The sequence below is a fragment of the Kosakonia sp. WA-90 genome (assembly GCF_039871955.1).
Lineage (GTDB): Bacteria > Pseudomonadota > Gammaproteobacteria > Enterobacterales > Enterobacteriaceae > Kosakonia > Kosakonia oryzendophytica.
The window spans coordinates 512,432-534,114 of the sequence record NZ_JBDPLJ010000002.1 but is presented as its reverse complement, the minus strand read 5'-3'; the positions used below and the strand labels follow the sequence as shown (position 1 = coordinate 534,114).

Below are 21,683 nucleotides of genomic sequence, written 5' to 3'. Positions count from 1 at the left end.
ACATACTCCTGTCAGGTGTGGTTACCCTGCCGTCAACGGATCCGGCGGGTCGTAAGTGAATGGTATGTTAGCCTAAAAATGCGTAATGAACGAGAGTGTCAGGCAGGAAAAGCACAAAGCAAACACGCAGCAACCCTGCCTGATGAAAGGGCGTCACCTTAGAGTTCCATATAATTGAGAATAATTGCTTGCTATAGTAGCATCCACGCAACGTTATAACTTTAAAGCCAAATACATGTCGTCGTCGCGCAAAACTGATAATTCTATACGATATCGCCCAGAGATTGATGGAATACGAGCCATCGCTGTTGTTTCGGTTGTGTTGTATCATTTTTTCCCCCACCTGGTGCCTGGCGGGTTCATCGGTGTCGATATATTTTTTGTGATATCCGGTTACCTCATTTCATCCATTATTCTTAATAAAAGTAAAAAGAATACCTTCAGTATCCTTGATTTCTATGCCAGACGTATAAAAAGGATCTTTCCGGCCCTCTCCGTGGTACTTATTGCCTGTATCGTCTTTGGCTGGTTTGCCCTGCTGACCGATGAATACAAACAGCTCGGAAAACATGTAGCTGCCAGTACGCTCTTTGCGCAGAACCTCATGTTGCTCTCGGAAGCCAATTATTTTGATAACGCCAGCATAACTAAGCCACTGCTTCATTTATGGAGTCTTGGCATTGAAGAGCAGTTTTATCTGATTTGGCCAATCGTTATTTATGTTTGTACCCACCACAAGAAAAATATCATAGCTTCAATAGCCTTTGCCGGGTTTGCTTCATTTTTTATCGGGTTGTGGTATTTGCATAGGGGTTTCACATCGGCTGCGTATTACTCACCGGACTCGCGTGCATGGGAATTGCTGGCCGGTGCGGCGCTAGCATGGTTTCATAGCGGTAGCCGGAGCATCAGAAAAGTAACCAGACTGGATACACTATTGGCTGCCAGCGGGTTATGCATGCTCGTTTTTGGTCTTTATTTTATTGATAAGACAAAAAATTTCCCCGGCCTGTATGCGCTAATCCCGGTTGTAGCAACCTGCATGCTTATCTTCGCGCAGTCTGAAAACGTTATCAGTAAGGCGTTTTTATCTTCTCGTGTAATGGTCTTTGTGGGTCTGATCAGTTATCCGTTGTATCTATGGCACTGGCCGTTAATCTCATTTGCCTGGATTATTAACGGTAGCGATCCGGCAACAAACATGAAAATAGCGCTGATCTTTGTTGCATTTCTTCTGGCATGGCTGACATTCCGCATCGTTGAAAAGCCATTCAGAAAATCCAGTTATTCGCAGCGCGCTATTTTCAGTCTTGTCGCGGTACTTATCATCACCAGTATTGCCGCTTGCACCCTTTATTTCAGACAGGGGCTACCGCAGCGTCAGAATGCTACGCTCCATGGATACCCTGGCGATATTGGTCATGATGAATTTCATAAATATATTGCGACGCATTTTGTACTCTGTACGCCAAAAAGTATCGCTACGACAGCGCTGAAATGGAACAATTACACGCGTTGTATGCAATCAAAAGAAGGCAACAATATTGATATTGTGTTGCTGGGCGACAGTCATGCCGAACATCTTTTTATTGGTATGGCCGAGGCGCTTAAGAATAAAAATGTGGCCTTTTATATCGAAGATGGTTCACCCTTCCTGGGTAATGCTAAGTTTGCGAGGCTTTACGAAGAAATATTGCGTAACCCACATATTAAAACCGTGGTGTTGACCATGTACTGGAACGGTCGTTATGGTGAAACACCCTCGGGAAGTTCGCTTGAAAAAGAGATCGGCGCAACAGCAAAACGATTCACCGATGCCGGGAAGAAAGTCATTTTAACTGATGATGTAGCAGACTTTCCCTTCACACCGGACAAGTGCAAAGGGCGCCGCTGGTTATCATTTAGCGATAGCACCTGCGAAATTACGCGTGCGGAGTCAGATAAACAGAAAGAGAGATATCTGCCTGAACTCCAAGCGATTGCCAGCAAAAACGTAAACGTTGAGTTGCTCGCTGAAAGAGAGTATCTGTGCGATACGGCGAATTGCAGTATGATAAAAGATGGGAAACTAATGTATCGCGACACGCACCATTTGAATATTAATGGTTCACGATACATTGGGGAAAAGATTGTTGCAGACAATCCACAAGCCTTTCAGTAAAGATGCAGACGGGCTAAAGCTATTTTAGCCCGTCTTATTATCAATGCTCTATTTCTTGATGCAGGGTGCGATAAATAGCTGAAAATTTATTAATAATGGCCTCGTCCGAATAATCATACCGCACTTTGTCATAAAGTCGCTCGGCAAATAACAATGCCTCATCGGTATTCTCGAAAATATGCTCAAGTGTGCCCTTCAATTCATTAGCATCACCTGGTGTAACCAGGTATCCGTTAATATTATTTTCAATAAATTCATTACAGCCCTGAACGTTTGTGGTCAGTACAGGTACGCCGCAGAATGCCGCTTCGATTAATATCCGCGGAATGCCCTCACCATACCGGGTGGGTAAAACAACCAGATCAGACTCACCGATGACATTTTCCATGTCGGTGCGATGTCCGAGCCAGTGCACATACTCGCGTTTGCTTATCTGCTCTATCTCGTCTGGTGTATACGCATTTCTCGCCTGTGAGTCATAGATGCCAGCAATATTGAGCACAAAATCCTGACGGCCAATGTAAAGCGCATCCAGAGCGGTAAGGAGCGTATCAAGTCCTTTATCTTTGAGTAACCTTGCAGCAAAGAGAATATGTTTCTTGTCTTGCTGAAACGCATTCCGTACGGGAAAAAAGCGTTTAGGATCTACGCCAGCACCTTCTACGAAATAGAGACTCTGTGAATCAGTAATATTGTTGCGCTTGAAGAAAATCAGATCATGATTATTTTCAAACACAAACGCACCATGTCTCGAAGAGCCAGCTATCCTGTACAGATTCGTAACTATAGGACGGATAGTTCTGAAGAACAATGACTCATTAGAAAATATAACACCTAATCCGGTGACACTTTTCACTACCGGACGATGAATAATCCTGCCGATAATCCCCGAATAAATATTAGGTTTGACAGTAATCGAATGGATAATATCAGGCTGAATTTTACGCGCCAGCTTCAAGATGGCGTAAAGCGTCATAAGCTCAAAAAAAGGATTAATACCACTACGTGACATTTTAATATGGTGACATTCAATGCCATTTTTTTCTAACTCACTGCTCAGGCCAGGTGTATCAAAACAAGAAATAACAACGACTTTGTATCCATTCGCGATATTCGCCATAGCGCGGTTAAACCAATGCAATTTGAAATACCAATCAGCATTTACAACATAAAGTAATACGTTATCTTTCATAAGGGCCTGTACGTCCCAGGATTCCATGTAAGAATCCTTTGGTTATATATTTGAAATGCATATAGCGTGGCGACAAAAAAAACGTAAAAATGATTGCCTGCATAAGTGACTTAACACTTACATTTATTTTCCAGCCGACAGGCATGTATTTGCGTTTCAGTAACAAGACAACATTGCGGAAAAAATAGTAGTGCCTTAAAGGGGAATGGGTCGTGATCTGCCGACCAAACAAAATGAGTGGTTTGTCGCCAATTTTATGATCCATCCGGGCCGCTTGCGCGACCACACACACCCTTCCCTTCGCCCTCGCCCGATAACCCCACTCAATGTCAACACAGTCGATAAAAAGTTCATTTTCCATAAGCCCAATTGTATCCAGTGCTTCAATGCTAATCAAAGAACCGGAGGCGATAATAAAATCGGCGGTAAAATACGCAGATTTAAAATCTGGAGTGACGAGCTTCAATGTCAATGCTTTCGCACAAATAAAGCGTGAAGGCGATCCGGAATCAAGATCAAAATGAACCGGTCCCACAGCAGCAACATTTATGCCATCCCGGGTCGCGATGTCTCTGGCATCCAGCAAGTCTTGTACCAGCGTTGGCGATGGAACAGAGTCTTGATCGAAAAGAATCACATCACGAGATCCCCATTCCTTAGCTTTGGCAATACCGATATTTTGTGCCTGAGCAATACCAACATTTCTACCAAGATGGTGAATGACCACTTTAGATAACGATGAAGTTAAAGAAAATTGTGAATTAACCGGGCTGTTATCAATGATTAAAACATGATCGACCTGACTGGCAAGGCATGAAGCCAAGGATAACACACGTTCCCGTTCGGGGAGATAAGTGATAATAATTGCCGAAATCATAGCCAGTACGTTTACTCAACTAAACTCGTTTTTACGCCAGTGAAAATGAATTCGTCACGGCTGCCGTCAGGTAAATCGATCCTGATAAAATCTGGAGAAACCGTATCGTTGGCGTTCAAATAGAGTGGATTTTCACCTTTCAATACCGGGAAATGTATGCTGTTTTGTTCAGCGTAGTCCGGCTCGTTTTTAATCAAATAGTAAGCCTGAAACTGGGTTGACACAGGCGATGCTACGGAAAAGTGGAATGCAGCATGTGCTTGCATACTTTGTGTCTTATGAGTACCAAACACGATGTATGGATCATCACCACTCACCCGGACGCTAAAACCATTTTCCAGCGCTGTGATCACAACATTGTGAACAGAGACAACGCCCAGCACAGGTAATTGCCCCATATCAGCGGTAGCATTGCGCTGCACAAGGACCGGCGGAACAAGTTTTCCCAGCAGTGGCATTGAATACAGGTTAGATAATTTGCAGCGTTGCTGAAACATCTGCCGTTGTTCTATTGTCAGGCTGTACGATTCTGAATGAAAAACCCAGTTCTCCGGTGGAATAGAGACGAGCAAACCATCCCCACTGTCCTTTTCCGCAAAAAGATAATTGCAATATTCGGCAGTCCACAATGGCGAAGAAGAGAATTTAGTAGCAGGTTTACCTAATTCAAACGTTTTGCCAACTGAAAGCAGCATCGGCACAACCAAAATTACACATACAATTTTGGCAAAGACCGTTTTATCCACAAGCATTAGCAACGCAACGACAAACAGTATATTGAGCCCGAGAAAATATCTATCCGGAAAGGTTACAGTATAATCAAAAAATAATGAACTTAACCCTCTACGCATAACGACGATAGAAAGATAATAGATGCCGAACGAAGCCCAAACAAACAGGATTGCTAACAGCCTTTTATCGATAATAATTTTACCGTTATTAAAGAAACGTTTCGCCGCATAAAACATAACACCCAGCATGCAAAAAACAACAGCAATAACAGCAATATCGTTCAGATGATGATAGATGCTAAAAAGTACGGGGTATAACAATACTCGCGCCAGGGAAAACTCAATCAATGCAGATACTTTGACAGGAAAATCAGCCCCCCCACTATCATGGATTGCATTACCCGATATCGCGATCATGGACGCCAATACGATCGCGACGCTGAATGCCGCCAGCGAGTAGAAATAGCGAGACTTATTTTTAAAGCCATTATAAATACAAACTATCCCAAAAATAACCTGCACACCTACCCCTACAGGCAAGGTCAGGCAGGATAGCAACGCCGTAACCATAACCACAACGGCCAGGGGTATAGATTGCTTATTCAGCAATAATGCGCTAAGCAGTAACACCTGCAATACCGGGAAAATAAAACCAAGATTAAGCAGTCGCCCATAGATTTCATTGCCGTCTAATCCTACTGGCATCAGCACCATTGCGAGCAACAAACATACAAGGCTACTTTGGGATAATAAATTCCTGAGTGCAAAATATCCAGCCAGCACACACAGCGAAAAAAAGATATTCGATAGAATGAAATATATTAGCGGTAGATAGAAAAGATTACCATTGCAAAATAAATCAAGCAGGACTAATGCAATTTTATAAAAAACAGCAAAACCAAGGATAGGGAACACACGAGTGTGGAATGCAGTATTCCAGAAACCGTGATCAATAACTTTCCCTGTCCAGACTGCATCCTCCGCATAGACTGTTGGATACAGAATCGGGTCAAGGTTTCTCAGTGAGAACAAGAGGAACAATACAAGTAGCGATCCTACAAGAAGTAACGCTTTTTTATATGCACTATTCTGTATTTTTTCTGTCGCCATTAAGTTTTTCCAACGATATATTTTGAAGCTACGAAGTTGATATACAAATTAAAGGGAGTAACGATCACCTTTGCTATAAATGCAGACGCCGTCAGTGATATAACATTTCCAAACATTCCGTGTAAAAAATAGCTTAAATACTGAATCAACACTGAGAAAGCTGCAATAACGACAACACTATATGCGCAATAAGCTATATATCCGGCGAAAGCTTTTTGTTCAACCTTCTTATCGAACACGGCAAGTCGCGAAACCCAATAAACGAAGGTTACTGCAAGTGTCGCGCTACAGAGATTGGCGATGACAGGTTCCAGTCCCAGATAAACAAGGATGGTCATGGTCACTAAGTCAATCGACCATCCCGTTCCTGATATCACAATAAAGCGGATAGGTTTACTTTTCATGCTTAACGATAAAGACATTGGCCCTGGCGGAAGTCGCTGAATCAATCCCGACTTGAGAATCTTCTAAAGCAATACAATTAGCAATATTAACGCCTAGCATATTTGCGGCAGCGAGATAGGGTTCGGCATGTGGCTTGGCATTAACCACATCATCACCACTGATAATCACATCGAAAAAACCTTCCAGTTGGTGATAGCGCAGCAGTTCCTCTACCGCCTGCCGTGAGGCCGTGGTCACAAGGCCAACAGGCGCAAACTGTTTAGAATGTGTGAGAAAATCGAACACGTCCTGATAAACCGACGTAAGTGAGAAAAAATCCGCATACTTACTCTTTTTGAGCTCAGCCACTGCTTTATGCGTGTCACTGTCAGCGTCAGGTAGTATTTGCGGCAAGAATCGCTTCCACGACATACCCGCATAGTTATGCTGAAATTCTTCTGGGGTAATCTCACCACCATATTGTGCAATGGCATAACAATATGCGGACGCGTTAGCCTTCTCGGTATCGATCAACGTGCCATCCATATCACTTAATATCGCTTCAATCATAGCGTATTCTCAAGCTCCAGATACTCATCGATGAGCAGCAGCATGCAAGCGGTAAATGCATTTCCCGTTGCCTTATCCTTACGGAATTTATACGGAACGAGTCGTGTATAATGAATAATTTCATGCAGCATAACTTCTTTCAGGAATTCCTGACCAAAGTTTTCAACAATCCATTGTTTATATTTTTCATAAATTGCTGCATATTGTGAGGATCTGAAAATGCTAACGGTTATCTCGTCATTTTCAACATGACAGTTAATCGAACGGTTTAGTGATTCATAACCAAGATGCAATGACTGCATCAGTTTAGCGTAATCCAGCAAGGGCGACTCAAAAAAGTTCCCAATATTAGGGTCGATAATAAACCAACCATTCTCATGTTTTTTATCGATGATAATATTTTCGATAGTCAGATCACCATGAATAACGGACGTCTCTCTAAATTTGAAATCATGATTGCGTGCCGAATCATTAATCCAGTCTGAAATAGCATCAAGATCGATGTTACGCCCGTTGATAACAACTTGTGACTTATCAAAAAAGATCGATGACAAGCTTTTAATATTATTAAAGTTACCAGCCATCTTGGCAGAAATGTAACTCTCAATCATTGAGTCATCAGCCAGCCCAGTATTTTTTCTGGCATGAAAATCTTTGATGGAATTCAACACTTCAGCAAGATACCCCCACGAGGTATCGAGTGAGGATGAGTGGATGAATTCATAAAAATCAATAGAGGTATGGCTGTAAGGCATATCATAAATATAGCCATTATCAAGTTTCTTATCGCTTGCTACGCTTGCCAGTACAAGTTCATTGGCGTACTCACAAAGCCATTTTTTTTGCGCCTGCAATTTACCAGAACCCAACTCAGAAGCAAATTTTCTGACATACATGGAGTTATTGAAAGAAATCAGCGCAGTTAACGCATCTGAACCGCCATGGAAAATGCGATACAGAATAACATCATTACCCATACCTTTTTTATAAAACTCAGAGATGAGATCAACATCGTTTCTGAAGTTCCTTACAAGGAACATTTTATATTGTTCTTCAGTATAAAAAAGGTCACGTTTGTTAGGTACTGTATCATTATTAAACTCAAACCAACGCAATACTTTTCCTGGTTCAAAGCTGTATTTATTCTTAATCAAATAATAGGCAAAAATAAACAAAACCGGACTAAGAAAGAATAAAGTCAGAACAGTAAAGACCTGCGCGGAATAGACATCCTGCAGTGCGTTAAATGTTGAACTGAGCGGTGTGTCAAATAAAGAATAAATGAGCATCGAAGCCGAAGCCCCGGTGCATCTGGCAATCAGGTGATAACTGGCCAGGTACGCAGCCCACATCAATGCGCTATTGACGATGTAAGAAAGAAGGTTCTTTCTAAAACAGATATAGACTTCATTGAGACACCAGAAAAAATGTCGCAACGAATAAGAAATTTCATCGTTAAATATGCCAGTGAGACTGTTAAGTGCTTTTTTTACATTTTTATTCGAACCAATAAGTGAGCACAGAGTAAAGAACAGAAATACACTGACCAGCACCACCAATGATTCTGTAAGATTGAATTTGAGGTTTGAGGTCGAATTGAACCAAATCAGGATGGCCCCCCAGACCAGCAAATCAAAAACACGCTCAAAGAAGACCGACGCGAAAGACAATGCAAAGCTCTGCCGCCCCAGATATGAAAAAACGCCCGCACGCACTATCTCACCAAGGCGCAATGGTACAAAAAAGTTTACAACATAGCCCAAAGAAAGTGATGTAAATTGAATGCTGCGTGCAGTGTCATCTCGTCCCGGTAAAAGATTGTTCCAGCGCTTGACACGAATAGAATGCCCGAGAATCAGAAAAAATACTGCCACCAGGAAATAAAGAACCGCTATCATTATTTAATCCTTGCTTATAGCCATTTATGGAATAATTTTTTATGTTCCGCTTCTTTTAATTCTTCTGGAGTACCGAAAGACAAATGGTTATCCAGCAAAATACCTTTTACCGTATATCCCTGTTCACACAATGTATTGTAGATACCGCTAATGAAAATTTCATTATAGCTACAATTTTGTTTATATAAGGAATAGTTTTCAGTGACCACACGCTTATTAGCAAAGATATAAGCGCCAGAAATAGCAAATCTGCTGATAACGATTTTCTCAGCAGTTTTCACTAATCGTTCATTTTCGTACAAAGCGTATGAATACGCCGGCGAGTCTGACTCAAAATTACAAAGGTATGCCATAACATCACCACCAGGCGCCATCTGACTGATAAACGACGGTAGGTCCTTTATTTCGAAGGCCTGATCGCAATCGTTAAAAATAACCGGGAAGTCGTTATCAATCAACGTCAAGCCACACATGGCAGTATCCAGAGCCCCATCGGTCACCTTATCCAGAACAACAAACTTAGCTTGCGGATAAAAATGATGAACCTGCTGAATGATATCATGTTCAACAACATGCTCTTTTAAAACAACACAGATTAACTCGCTGATTTCAATGCTACGTCGTACAGACTCAATAGCCCACCAAAAAAAAGGCTTACCATCAAGTTCAACTAAAGGTTTCGGCAACGTATATCCTTGTTTAGAAAAGCGACTACCTCTCCCTGCCATTGGTATCACCAGATTAATCATTTTTCTTATTCCATGTAAATTTTTCTTGCAGGGTTACATCATCAAAATCAATGGTATTATTACCAAGCGCCAATAATCCATTCACTCCTCTAAAAAGATAATTGACCGCGATTTTTAATGTGCGTGTTGCTTGCGAAAACAACTTCACATTTGATATCTGATCATCCTCGCGCCATTCAACAGGAAAATATTTAATTTTCTGTCTTTGACTTATGGAGAATAAAAGAAGGAAGCAGTTGAACGTCAGATCGTTTGAAAATCTGATAATTCTTGAATCCGCAATAGCAGAGACTTTATAGATATTTAAACCTGCACCCAGGTCTTTTACTACGTGGAATGAACAGACGGAGTAGATAAAATTAAATATATAATTACCAAATATTCTGAATTTTGCATATCCTTTCAGACGGGAAGCTCGACTGAAACGGCTTCCCAGACAGCAATCGTAATTATTTATCTGACCGCTATCAATAATATCGATCAAGTCATTAATATTGCCTTGATCGTCACCATGAAGTACCGCAATATGCGTTGCGTTAGTGCGTTGTGCATGTCGAAACGCTACTTTATGTGTTCCGCCAAGTCCAACATTCTGACTGTTAGTATAGATTCCTACATTAGGCAAACCTAACGATTGAACAGTCGCAACAGACCTATCGACTGTGCTGTCTGTACTTCTGTTGTCAATAACCAGAATCTCATGAAATTTCTTATAGTTGTCATTTTCTTTGAGACTGTTTAATACTCGAGAAATTTGATCCTGACAGTTATAACATGGGATAAAAAGTACGATTTTATTTCCCGATTCCATTTATTCCCCCAGAATGTTTTGAACTATATTTTTCGCAAAGCTGAACTCGGTTTCTTTTGAAAACAGATTATCTTCGTAAATGACTGTCGAAGCATTCTCATGTTCTTCACAAAGTTTTATCAAACTTTCAGCAATGGATTCAGGCGTAAAATTTGCCGGTTCTATAATATTTTTACTTCTGGCTGACAGTTTTTTATTCGCATAACCATTACTTACGACACGAATGCCAAAGCTGGCCATTTCGAGCGGAGGATAGCTTGGATGCGGTGAAAGCATCAATGACAATCCAACTGACGAGGTCGAAAGTTGGTGAATATATTGATCGAGGGTCAATTTACCCAATGACTCCAACTTTACCCCTCTTCCCAGTTCAATATCCGCATGGCTTTCACCCGCGGAAACAATGGTCCATTGCTCTGCCTTATCATAGGCTTGAGCCCAGGCACGCAACGCCAGCACAACAATATTAAAGAGGTTGCGCTCTACGCCAGGGCGACCATAAACCAGGATTTTCCTATCTTTATCAACAGAGGCTGCTTGTTCGCAGGCTGCCGATAAGACAGGGTTAATGCGTGGTTCAAAGAAATAATGTTCATTGAAAACGTAGCCGCTATTAATGAAAAAATCTTTCAATAGCGCTGTATTAAAGACAGGAATAGTTTGTTCCGCATGAGCGTAAGTTGAATCAGCCAAGGCAAACCGAGAGGACCAGGCATAGAATCCCGGTTCATAATCCTGAATAAAGTAGATTGATTTACGTCCTTGTGTACCGAACATTGCGCTCTGCCATGCAAGCGCTTTGAATGTGTTATAAGCGGTCCACCATGCAGTCGAGACAAAATAATCATTCTCAGCAACATTGAGTGATGCACCACTGCGATTTCCGGCAACGACGATACAATTTTCCGCACAATCCGCACCTGAAAGATCGGTGAGTTGCCAGTCTGAGTAGAATTGCCCTGCTTTGAGTTCAACGCTCACTTCATCAGTAACAATAATACGCGCCAGAGGAAAATCATGACGGATAGCTTCAAAAAAGCGTAGTGCTGTCGCAATGCCACCGAAAACATGTTTTTCCGATAATGCAGGAACAAATAAGTTAATACGTCTGGCATCAACATTGCTTTTGACAAAATTGAATGGCGTTATCTCTGGTATGTCATAATTTGCAGGGTTACATGTGGATGCTTTATTTGATTCATACGCATTTTTTGCAATCCTGTAAACAACCCGGTTAGACAACAACTTTTTTACTATAAAGTTAATCATAATTTGATCGTTGGTTTATTATTAAATTTATCGAGATTAATATTATAAAAAGGATCGTAAGCTTCTGTTCGGTATGGTTCGTACTTTATTCTGGAACGTAGGAAATCGCATTCTGGAACAAAGCTGCTGCGACTTTTAGATTCAAGATGGAACAATTTCGTCTGAGCCAGATAGACGTTTTGATAACCCGCATTGTATGCCCTGATACAGAGCTCGATATCGCTGCCACAGATCTCGAACTTTTCGTCATATCCTCCAAGGCGGAAAAATACTTCACGAGATATCACATGACATGCCCCCGTCAGAGCCAGAACGTTTCGGTTCAGCGCGGGTGAAACAAACGGGCCGACATGATGCGCAGTGCTCTGGCCTTTAAAGACGTGTTCTGCCCATCCGAACATACCAACAACAACCCCGGCATGCTGAATAGTGCCATCTTCATACAAAAGTTGCGGTCCAACAACACCGACATCCGGCAACAGCGCCCATGAGGCAAGATTTTCAAGCCATTCAGGGGTGATTACCAACGTATCGTTGTTGAGGAAAATTAAAACATCACCCTCAGCGAGGGATGCGCCATTGTTATTCAGTTTTGACCAATTAAATGGCGAATCATCCCGCAGTACTTTACAATTTCCTTTCGATGTTAATTCAGCAAGATAATTATGAGTTTGCTCTTCGACTGAACCATTATCAATTATGATGATTTCATAATTTGTCCAGGTTGTTTTTGCGTTAATGCTATCAACGAGATCAGCAAGCAGGCTAATTTTATCTCTGATCGGTATGATCAATGATATTTTTGTCTCTGGGTTGACACGGAACTTTGGCTCATAGGTAAATAAATGCTCTCCATCCGCGACCTCTATAAAATTATTCGGATAGGCCGTTTTAAAATAGTTCGTCAGCGCCATTTTACCCGCATCATGGGCATAAGGCTTGGAGTCTGCATTCATGGCCGTGGATTGCGGATGCTCGCGCCAATGATAAAGAATGCGCGGAATGTGGATAATATTCTCTGCAATAGCGCTAGCGCGCAATACAAGATCATAATCCTGTGCACCTTCAAGCCCCACGGTAAATCCGCCAATCTGATTTATCAGCTTTCGGGAAATACAGGTTATGTGACCGATATAATTCTGGCTATAAAGTAATGCTGGTGACCAGTCTGGCTTGAGGAACGGTGCTTTTCGTTCACCTGTAGCAGTGACATGGTCTTCATCCGTATAAATAATATCCGGACACTGGTTATCATTAATCGCCTGTGCGAGATAATGCAACGCATTAGCATGCAACAGATCATCATGATCGAGTAAGACAATATATTGTCCAGAAGCCAATCCAAGCGCCTGATTAGTAGTATGCGAAATATGGCTATTTTTATCATTACAGATTATCTTTACCCTGCTGTCAGTAGCATATTTGTTAAGCATCTGAGTCAGTTCAGGGGAATTTGATGCATCATCGCAAATGCATAATTCCCAGTGGGAATAACTTTGCGAAAATACGGAATCAATGCACTCCTGCAGAAACTTAAGGTCGCTCTTATAGACGGGTAACAGAACGGAAATGAGAGGACTGTTTTCCTTAGTAAGGGATCTTGCTATTTTTTCTATTTCATACTGATTTCGTTTTTTATCATGCGCGATAAAATCCGCGTATGAAACTTCGATGTTTCCTTTGCCCAGTCTTTTTAAGCGGAAGAATATTTTACGCAGCGTCGCAGAAAGCCCTTCTTTCCTGATTGTCCGGACAACGAGCAAAGGCGCAGCCCGCAGATTTAGCGCTTTTATCTGGCGCAGCAGATTTATCGCCAGTCGTTTAACTTTCTTTACCACTCGCACGCCAAAGCGTAATGGTTTGGTTATCTTCCACGACGTTGATGCCAGTAACTGCTGACGCGACTGGACTAAATCATCAATGACGGTTGAAATATCACTCGTGTTGCTCAACACACCAATACTAATATCAACTTTGGCATTGGTGCTCTTTAATTTAGAGCTGTCTACACGAAATGTAAAAGCCGGATCGTTGTGGAAGCAGTAGATAACGGCTTTATCCATATCCAGCTGACAAACTTTCGTATTCTCATCCTGGGGCCGGATATCCGTCAGCGGAATAACTTGCAGGATTTCATCTGCATGCGATTTGATAGTAATATTGAAGAGGTAACAACACATCGGCTCTTCACATAAATCAATTCTTATTTCTTCAAAAGTGCGATCTTTTGGTAAGTCCAAACTAATAGTAGCATTTTGATCACTATATGGAATCAGTTTTTCGATGCAATCGGCATCGCTATACATCCCATCGAGATCGCGCCAGTAAAGCTTAGCCCTGTATTTAAACTGTTTTCCGCTCTGCGGCTGTGCTTTTTGTTCAACGGTTTTAGCTTTACTGTCTGCAAATGAACACTGCGCAACAAATTGATAGGCATTAACATCCGGGAAGATGTCAATAAGTTGATTAAGGCGACCAGCATTACTGATGTTTACATTAGCTGAAAACTCAGAATCATTATTAATGAGTCGAATATCTTTGATTATGTCAGCGTGCAGACCAGCATTTGTTATTAATCTCTTTAGGCTCTTACGCGTAAAAAAGCGCAGATGAGTTTTATCCAAAATCCCGGTCTGTCGATAATAAAACTCACCATTAGCTAACTCAGTAATCACACCTTGATACCCGATATTTGGTACCGAGATGATGACTTTACCGGACTCTTTCAAACAAGCTATTGCATTTTTAAGCACCATCGCTGGATCATATAAGTGCTCCAGAACATCCGCAAAAATAATGCAATCATATTTAGTATTGAGCGTTGAAAAAATATTATTGGAATTAAGATCGGCAACTTTGACATCACGGTAAACTTGACGCGCAACAGCTGCTGCTGCGTCTTCATATTCAATACCATCGACGACACACCCTTTCTCAGAAATTAAATATTTCCCGAGGGCACCTTCATAACATCCAATATCCAGCACTTCAGAACCATCATTGATAAATGAGGATACGACAAATAACGAATCTTCGCTATTCCCTAGCTGTTCCCGGCTATATTTGTGATTATCAGTCATTTCAATCTCATTTAATCGGTTGGGGATTGGAACCATTCATGCTCTATACAAAATACACCTTCGCCTTCATAGTCATTATAAACCGTGAATTTTTCCGCGTCGGTAATATAATCAAATCCAATTAAACTCCGGTCTCCCATGACTCCAATATCAAAACTGAAGGACCCAGGGAGTAAAGGCAATACCGGAATTTTATATTCTACGGTATATATACCCTTCTTATTAGAAATTACGAAGTTATCCAGGCCTGTATTAATCCCATAAAGATATTTTCTTTCTGAAGAATATAAAGCTGCGCCAACCATCAATCCTTCAACTTCTTCATCATTAACCTGATACTCAATGGTGAGTGACAAGCTCTCACCGGTTTTGAGATAATTTGTGTTAAGTTTTGTTGAGATAATTCTTGCAGGCGTACCTGGATTCTGCTGACGGTTTTCATTGTTACTATTGTCAACATGCTGGATCTGATACATAAAATCATTGTATTGATCACAGACGTCGTTTGCTGAGCCTGAGGCACGAATTCTGCCGCCATCAATCCATAGGGCTTTATTACAAAACCGTTTAACTTGCTCTGGAGAATGCGAGACAAAAAGAATTGTCGTACCATTTTCCTTCAACGCATTCATATGCTTCAGACATTTCAACTGGAACCTGATATCCCCTACGGCCAGGGCTTCATCAACGATGAGAATATCCGGCTGAATATTCGCGGCAACAGCGAAAGCCAGCCTAACGTACATACCTGAGGAATACGTTTTCACTGGCTGACTAATAAAATCACCGATATCTGCAAATTTAACAATGTCATCATAACGGGAGTCGATCTCATCTTTACTTAAACCAAGAATACTGGCATTCATATAGATGTTTTCTTGACCGGTAAACTCAGGATTAAAACCAGCCCCCAGTTCCAACAGCGCCGCAATGCGCCCATTAACGTTGATACTTCCAGATGTTGGTGACAGTGTACCTGTGAGCATTTGCAGCAGCGTTGATTTACCGGCCCCGTTTTTGCCAACGATCCCAACGGAGTCACCACGTTCAATAACGAAATTCAGGTCTTTTAATGCCCAATGTTCTTTATAATATTTCTTTTCCTGCAAGCCTGTTGCTCTACGTAATTTATTGACTAAAGGCCCTATTAATCGATATTTAGGATTGTCATAAATAAAATAGCATTTACTAACGTTATTGACTTCAACGGTTACATTAGATGACATCAGCAAACCCTTTTTTTAGCTTTTCGAAGCAATAATAACCCAAGGCAAGAGCAAGCAACGAGCTGCCATAGGATATCGCAACAGCTAACAAACCAGGCGTTTTACCCCAGATAACAACATCACGGGTAACTTCAATAAAATAAGCAAGCGGATTCAGCATCAATATGGGTTGCAAGGATTCGGGAAGTGCGCTTCGAGGGAAAAAGAGTGGTGACGTAAACATCAGAATCGTTGTCAACACGCCCGTTATCTGTGCCAGATCGCGTAAATAAACACCCACCGATGAAAGAATGAGCATCATTCCGACCAATGCCATGAAATACGGAAGCCAGATGACCGGTAATAGCAGCAAGGTCAAATGTACCTGATTCATAAGCACAATACTGGCGATGATCAGAATAACCAGGCTGACTAACGCATGAAATAAACTACTCAGTAATACTGTCACGGGCAATATGGAAAGCGGAAAAACAATTTTATTCACATAGTTAGCATTGCTCGTAATCAGTGTCACAGAACGGTTAAAACATTCCGCAAAAATATTAAATACGACCATTCCGGCAAAGAGGATTACTGCGAACGAAGCTTTGTTTCCATCGCCACCGACGCCCCATTTTGCCTTAAAAACAACAGAGAACACAAAAGTATAAATTGCCAGCATCAAAAGCGGGGTGAAGAACGACCACCCCATCCCCATTACTGAGCCTTTATATCGGCTCAGAATGTCACGCTTTGTCATCTGGTATATTAATGTTCTGTTGTTAACTAACTCTAATAGATAATTTTTCATGCAGTTATTTTGGCTTACAGTAAGATGCTATCTTTAAGTTTTTTGCCAACCTGATCTTTTGCCGACAAAATAACCAGGTCATCTTTAATAGGCCAGGTAATATTCAGGTCTGTATCTTCCCACAAGATAGAGTGCTCAGCTTGCGGATTGTAATAATCAGTACATTTATATACAAACTCAGCTTCTTCGCTGGTCACGTAAAAGCCATGAGCAAAACCTTCCGGTACCCATAGCTGGCGCTTGTTTTCCGCAGAAAGTAACACCCCAACCCACTTGCCGAACGTCGAAGAACCCTTACGGATATCTACGGCAACATCATAAACTTCACCGCTGACGACACGAACCAGCTTACCTTGTGTATTTTCGGTCTGGTAATGCAAACCTCGCAAAATCCCTTTTTTGGATTTTGAATGGTTATCCTGCACGAAGTTACACTTGCGTTGAGCTACTGACTCTTCAAATTTTTGCTGATTCCATGTTTCCATGAAAAAGCCGCGTTCATCGCCAAACACGGCTGGTTCGATGATTTTTACGTCAGGAATGGCTGTATCGATGACTTTCATAACTCACTTGTACTCTTTGATATTATTAAGCGCCACGCGCCAGTCTGAAGGTTTGATGCCAAATTGGCGTTCAATCTTTTGGCAATTAAGGCGGGAATTAGAAGGACGTTTCGCGCGAGTGGGATATTCACTACCGGCAATACTATGCACCAACGGCGCACGATCCAGACAGCCGTGTTCTACGGCACGGGTAAATATCGCGCGGGCAAAATCAGCCCAATTCGTATGCGGTGCGCCAGAATAATGATAAATTCCCCATTCTGGTGACAAGCCATGATCAATTTGCTCAATCATTGAAATGATTGCACTGGCGATATCACCGGCATACGTCGGCCCTCCCCATTGATCGGCAACCACATTCAATTCGTTGCGCATTCCGGCAAGACGAAGCATTGTTTTTACAAAATTGCTGCCATGTTCACCAAACACCCACGCGGTGCGCAAGATGAGATATTTGCTGGCATTCTGCGCAACGGCGTTTTCTCCGGCAAGCTTACTTTGCCCGTACACACCTTGCGGCCCTGTCTTCATATCTTCCGTGTATTCGCCTTCGCGTTCACCATCAAAGACATAGTCAGTTGAGATATGAACCAGCACAGCACCTATTTTATCTGCCGCAATTGCCAGATATTTCGGGCCATCGGCATTGATGTGATAGGATGCCTCAACGTCATCTTCGGCCTTATCAACCGCAGTATGCGCTGCAGCATTGAGTATATAGTCAGGTTTAAATGCGGTAACCTGAGCATTCACCTGCGCGGCATCGGTAATATCAAGTTGATTACGATCCACGGCTAAAATCTCTGCTTTACCTGTTAGTTGCGCGACGAGGCAGCTACCTACCTGTCCATTACAACCAATAACCAATACGCGCATTTTTTTGCCTCTTACTTTTCACCAACAAGTGTCATCAGATATTGCCCGTAATCATTTTTCATCATTGGCTTAGCCAGTCTGATGACATCCTCGCTGGTGAGCCAATTATTGCGCCAGGCAATCTCTTCCAGACAGGCAACTTTCAGGCCTTGTACATCTTCAATGGTCTGAACAAAAGACGATGCCTGATGCAGGCTTGCGTGAGTACCGGTATCCAGCCACGCAAAACCACGGCCCAGTAGTTCAACATTGAGCAAACCTTCATCAAGGTACATCTGGTTAATGGAGGTGATCTCCAGCTCTCCACGATGCGAAGGTTTCACTTTCCGGGCAAATTCAACGACGCGCTGATCATAGAAGTACAAACCAGTCACCGCATAATTGGATTTGGGATGAGTGGGTTTTTCTTCAATCGATACCACTTTGTGGTTGCTATCAAATTCAACAACACCAAAACGTTCTGGATCTTTCACCTGGTAGCCGAAAACCGTTGCGCCACTCTGGCGTGAAACGATTTTTTTCAATGTATTACTGAATGACTGCCCATAGAAAATATTGTCGCCAAGCACCAAACAGCATGAATCATCACCGATGAATTTCTCACCGATGATAAATGCCTGCGCTAGCCCATCTGGGCTGGGCTGAATAGCATATTCAATATGAATGCCCAAATGACTACCATCACCGAGCATACGTACAAATGAAGCGTTGTCTTCAGGAGTAGTGATCACCAAAATATCGCGGATACCTGCAAGCATCAAAGTCGACAACGGGTAATAAATCATCGGCTTATCATAAATGGGTAACAGTTGCTTTGAGACACCTAAAGTGATCGGATAAAGACGGGTTCCGGAACCACCAGCAAGAACAATACCTTTCATCATCTATTCCTTAATTAATCCGCCAGTCCCAGACGTTCGCCTGCGTAGGAGCCATCCATAACACGCTGCCACCAGCCCTGGTTATGCAAGTACCACTGAACGGTTTTGCGGATGCCGGATTCGAAAGTTTCCTGCGGAACCCAACCCAACTCATCTTTGATTTTGCTGGCGTCAATAGCATAGCGCAGGTCATGTCCCGGACGATCGGCAACATAGGTGATCAAATCGGCAAAGTGACTAATCCCCTCAGGTTTATCAGTGATCACCTCATCAAGGATGGCGCAAATCGTTTTGACCACATCGATGTTTTTACGCTCATTATGACCGCCAATATTGTAGGTCTCGCCGACCACGCCTTCGGTGACGACTTTATACAACGCACGTGCGTGATCCTCTACGAACAGCCAGTCGCGGATCTGCTCACCATTGCCGTACACCGGCAGTGGTTTGCCAGCCAGCGCGCTGAGGATGATCAACGGGATCAATTTCTCAGGGAAATGATAAGGACCGTAATTATTCGAGCAGTTCGTTACCAGCGTAGGCAACCCGTAGGTGCGACGCCATGCACGCACCAGATGATCGCTGGATGCTTTAGAGGACGAATAAGGGCTGCTCGGCGAGTAAGGCGTTTTCTCTGTAAACAGGGGCAACTCAGAGCCAGCCGGAACCTCGTCAGGATGTGGCAAATCGCCATAAACTTCATCGGTAGAGATATGGTGAAAGCGGAACAGGGATTTACGTGGTTCATCCAGTTGCGACCAGTACTTGCGCGCCGTTTCCAGCAACACATAGGTGCCAATGATGTTTGTTTCGATAAAAGCGGCAGGGCCTGTGATAGAGCGATCAACATGACTTTCAGCGGCAAGGTGCATTACCGCATCCGGCTGATGCTCAGCAAAAATGCGCGCCATCGCCTCACCATCACAAATATCAGCGCGTTCGAAAGCGTAGCGCGCATTATTTTCAATTTCCGTCAGTGACTCAAGGTTGCCGGCATAGGTTAATTTATCGACATTAACCACTGCATCCTGAGTGTTATTAATAATGTGGCGAACTACCGCTGAACCAATAAAACCTGCACCACCAGTGACCAGTATTTTCACGAGAATTATCCGCTCTTGCTTTTCAATGTATTGACTTAAAAAAACCAGGAACCCAGGCCTGTTACTCGCAACCAAATTTCAGATACGCTACCGCCCCTGGCTCTACAGCTACCAGTATACTGTGTGTACGACTCGACAATTTAAAGTTGCACCAACGCCTATCGGCGACTTAATTTTGCCCACCGCCCGGCACAAAATGCTAAACGCGTATTCTCCGCTTAAACAGCGCTGGAAACAAGGAAAAATCTCATCGACATCTTAGCGTTGTATATCAATCACTACCTTTTTTAGTGATTGATTTTAATAATGAAAATAAAAGGGCAGTAAGAATATGCTGAAGACGTAATCGTCTTATCGCCACTCTTCACTGCCCTTACGTTCGCTATTCTAAATACACGTTTTACGATTGGTTACTGCACCAGCAATTTCTTAATGCTGTCGCGGAATTTCTGCCCTTCTTTCAGGTTACGCAGCCCGTAGTTAACAAACGCCTGCATATAACCCATTTTTTTACCGCAATCATAGCTCTCGCCGGTCATCAGCATCGCATCAACCGACTGTTTGTTCGCCAGTTCAGCGATAGCATCCGTCAACTGAATACGTCCCCAGGCACCCGGCTCGGTTTTTTCCAGCTCAGGCCAGATGTCTGCGGAAAGCACATAACGCCCGACCGCCATCAGGTCGGAATCCAGCGTCTGCGGCTGATCCGGTTTTTCAATAAACTGCACGATGCGACTCACTTTACCTTCGTTATCCAGCGGCTCTTTGGTCTGAATAACGGAATACTCAGAAAGATCGCCTTTCATACGCTTCGCCAGCACCTGGCTACGGCCAGTTTCAGCAAAACGCGCCACCATGGCGGCAAGGTTGTAGCGCAACGGGTCGGCCGTCGCGGTATCCAGTACGATATCCGGCAGCACAACCACGAACGGATTATCGCCCACGATCGGACGCGCGCACAGAATAGAGTGGCCGAGGCCCAGCGGCTGCGCCTGACGCACGTTCATAATGGTCACGCCCGGCGGACAGATGGACTGTACTTCTGCCAGTAATTGACGCTTAACACGCTGTTCGAGCAGCGCTTCAAGCTCATAAGAGGTGTCGAAGTGGTTCTCAACGGCATTTTTTGACGAGTGAGTCACCAGAACGATTTCTTTGATCCCTGCAGCAACAACTTCGTCGACGATGTATTGAATCATCGGCTTGTCGACGATCGGTAGCATCTCTTTAGGAATCGCTTTTGTGGCGGGAAGCATATGCATTCCCAGACCTGCTACCGGAATAACTGCTTTCAAATTAACCATTGATTTCTTCCACCTATAAATAATGGGATGAATTATAAACCTTTGCCCTGTTTTAGCCAGTGGGTTCGCAGCGTGCGACAGTGAAAGATGTTACGCCGAATGTCACGA

Annotated in this window: 18 protein-coding genes; 1 reads left to right on the top strand and 17 read right to left on the bottom strand. The window is 42.9% G+C overall.

The window, feature by feature from the left end; translation table 11 throughout:
• Nucleotides 1–184 precede the first annotated feature (184 nt).
• Nucleotides 185–2,161 carry an acyltransferase family protein gene (locus ABGA49_RS05665; RefSeq protein ID WP_347665257.1) on the top strand — a complete coding sequence of 659 codons (1,977 nt, stop codon included), beginning with the start codon at nt 185–187 and terminating at the stop codon, nt 2,159–2,161.
• A gap of 40 nt (nt 2,162–2,201) precedes the next feature.
• On the opposite strand, the gene ABGA49_RS05660 is transcribed toward ABGA49_RS05665, so the two are convergent.
• The 17 genes from ABGA49_RS05660 to galF form a co-directional block, all read right to left on the bottom strand.
• Nucleotides 2,202–3,380: a glycosyltransferase family 4 protein gene (locus ABGA49_RS05660; RefSeq protein ID WP_347665256.1), complete on the bottom strand. Its 1,179-nt coding sequence runs from the start codon at nt 3,378–3,380 to the stop codon at nt 2,202–2,204.
• Nucleotides 3,343–4,230 (bottom strand): glycosyltransferase family 2 protein, encoded by an 888-nt coding sequence (locus tag ABGA49_RS05655; RefSeq protein ID WP_347665255.1) that lies wholly within the window; start codon nt 4,228–4,230, stop codon nt 3,343–3,345. The genes ABGA49_RS05660 and ABGA49_RS05655 overlap by 38 nt, the downstream gene beginning before the upstream one ends.
• 11 nt (nt 4,231–4,241) lie before the next feature.
• Nucleotides 4,242–6,071 (bottom strand): hypothetical protein, encoded by a 1,830-nt coding sequence (locus tag ABGA49_RS05650; protein ID WP_347665254.1) that lies wholly within the window; start codon nt 6,069–6,071, stop codon nt 4,242–4,244.
• Entirely contained in the window at nt 6,071–6,475 is a 405-nt protein-coding gene (locus ABGA49_RS05645) for a GtrA family protein (protein WP_347665253.1), read from the bottom strand. The genes ABGA49_RS05650 and ABGA49_RS05645 overlap by 1 nt, the downstream gene beginning before the upstream one ends.
• A complete protein-coding gene (locus ABGA49_RS05640) occupies nt 6,465–7,025 on the bottom strand; it encodes an HAD family phosphatase (RefSeq protein WP_347665252.1) in 561 nt (186 codons plus the stop codon). Before ABGA49_RS05640 ends, ABGA49_RS05645 begins: the two co-directional genes overlap by 11 nt.
• Nucleotides 7,022–8,923, bottom strand: coding sequence for a lysylphosphatidylglycerol synthase transmembrane domain-containing protein (locus tag ABGA49_RS05635; RefSeq protein ID WP_347665251.1), 1,902 nt, complete (start codon nt 8,921–8,923; stop codon nt 7,022–7,024). Before ABGA49_RS05635 ends, ABGA49_RS05640 begins: the two co-directional genes overlap by 4 nt.
• Before the next feature lie 14 nt (nt 8,924–8,937).
• A complete protein-coding gene (locus ABGA49_RS05630) occupies nt 8,938–9,672 on the bottom strand; it encodes an NTP transferase domain-containing protein (protein ID WP_347665250.1) in 735 nt (244 codons plus the stop codon).
• Nucleotides 9,665–10,483, bottom strand: a complete 819-nt coding sequence (locus ABGA49_RS05625; RefSeq protein WP_347665249.1) for a glycosyltransferase family 2 protein — start codon at nt 10,481–10,483, stop codon at nt 9,665–9,667. The genes ABGA49_RS05630 and ABGA49_RS05625 overlap by 8 nt, the downstream gene beginning before the upstream one ends.
• Nucleotides 10,484–11,752, bottom strand: a complete 1,269-nt coding sequence (locus tag ABGA49_RS05620) for a hypothetical protein (RefSeq protein ID WP_347665248.1) — start codon at nt 11,750–11,752, stop codon at nt 10,484–10,486.
• The gene (locus ABGA49_RS05615; RefSeq protein ID WP_347665247.1) at nt 11,749–14,832 is read right to left on the bottom strand and encodes a glycosyltransferase; all 3,084 of its coding nucleotides are present in this window, start codon (nt 14,830–14,832) and stop codon (nt 11,749–11,751) included. Before ABGA49_RS05615 ends, ABGA49_RS05620 begins: the two co-directional genes overlap by 4 nt.
• Before the next feature lie 11 nt (nt 14,833–14,843).
• On the bottom strand, nt 14,844–16,058 hold the full coding sequence (locus ABGA49_RS05610; RefSeq protein ID WP_347665246.1) for an ABC transporter ATP-binding protein: 1,215 nt from the start codon (nt 16,056–16,058) through the stop codon (nt 14,844–14,846).
• Complete coding sequence (locus ABGA49_RS05605; RefSeq protein WP_347665245.1) at nt 16,048–16,797, bottom strand: ABC transporter permease; 750 nt, start codon at nt 16,795–16,797, stop codon at nt 16,048–16,050. The genes ABGA49_RS05610 and ABGA49_RS05605 overlap by 11 nt, the downstream gene beginning before the upstream one ends.
• 65 nt (nt 16,798–16,862) lie before the next feature.
• Nucleotides 16,863–17,411 (bottom strand): dTDP-4-dehydrorhamnose 3,5-epimerase, encoded by a 549-nt coding sequence (gene rfbC / locus ABGA49_RS05600; protein ID WP_347665244.1) that lies wholly within the window; start codon nt 17,409–17,411, stop codon nt 16,863–16,865.
• Between the two features lie 3 nt (nt 17,412–17,414).
• A complete protein-coding gene (gene rfbD / locus ABGA49_RS05595; RefSeq protein ID WP_347665243.1) occupies nt 17,415–18,287 on the bottom strand; it encodes a dTDP-4-dehydrorhamnose reductase in 873 nt (290 codons plus the stop codon).
• Nucleotides 18,288–18,298: 11 nt separating this feature from the next.
• Nucleotides 18,299–19,168 carry a glucose-1-phosphate thymidylyltransferase RfbA gene (gene rfbA, locus ABGA49_RS05590; RefSeq protein ID WP_347665327.1) on the bottom strand — a complete coding sequence of 290 codons (870 nt, stop codon included), beginning with the start codon at nt 19,166–19,168 and terminating at the stop codon, nt 18,299–18,301.
• Nucleotides 19,169–19,182: 14 nt separating this feature from the next.
• Complete coding sequence (gene rfbB, locus ABGA49_RS05585) at nt 19,183–20,271, bottom strand: dTDP-glucose 4,6-dehydratase (RefSeq protein ID WP_088238048.1); 1,089 nt, start codon at nt 20,269–20,271, stop codon at nt 19,183–19,185.
• Between the two features lie 410 nt (nt 20,272–20,681).
• Nucleotides 20,682–21,575: a GalU regulator GalF gene (gene galF / locus ABGA49_RS05580; RefSeq protein ID WP_061494078.1), complete on the bottom strand. Its 894-nt coding sequence runs from the start codon at nt 21,573–21,575 to the stop codon at nt 20,682–20,684.
• Nucleotides 21,576–21,683 lie beyond the last annotated feature (108 nt).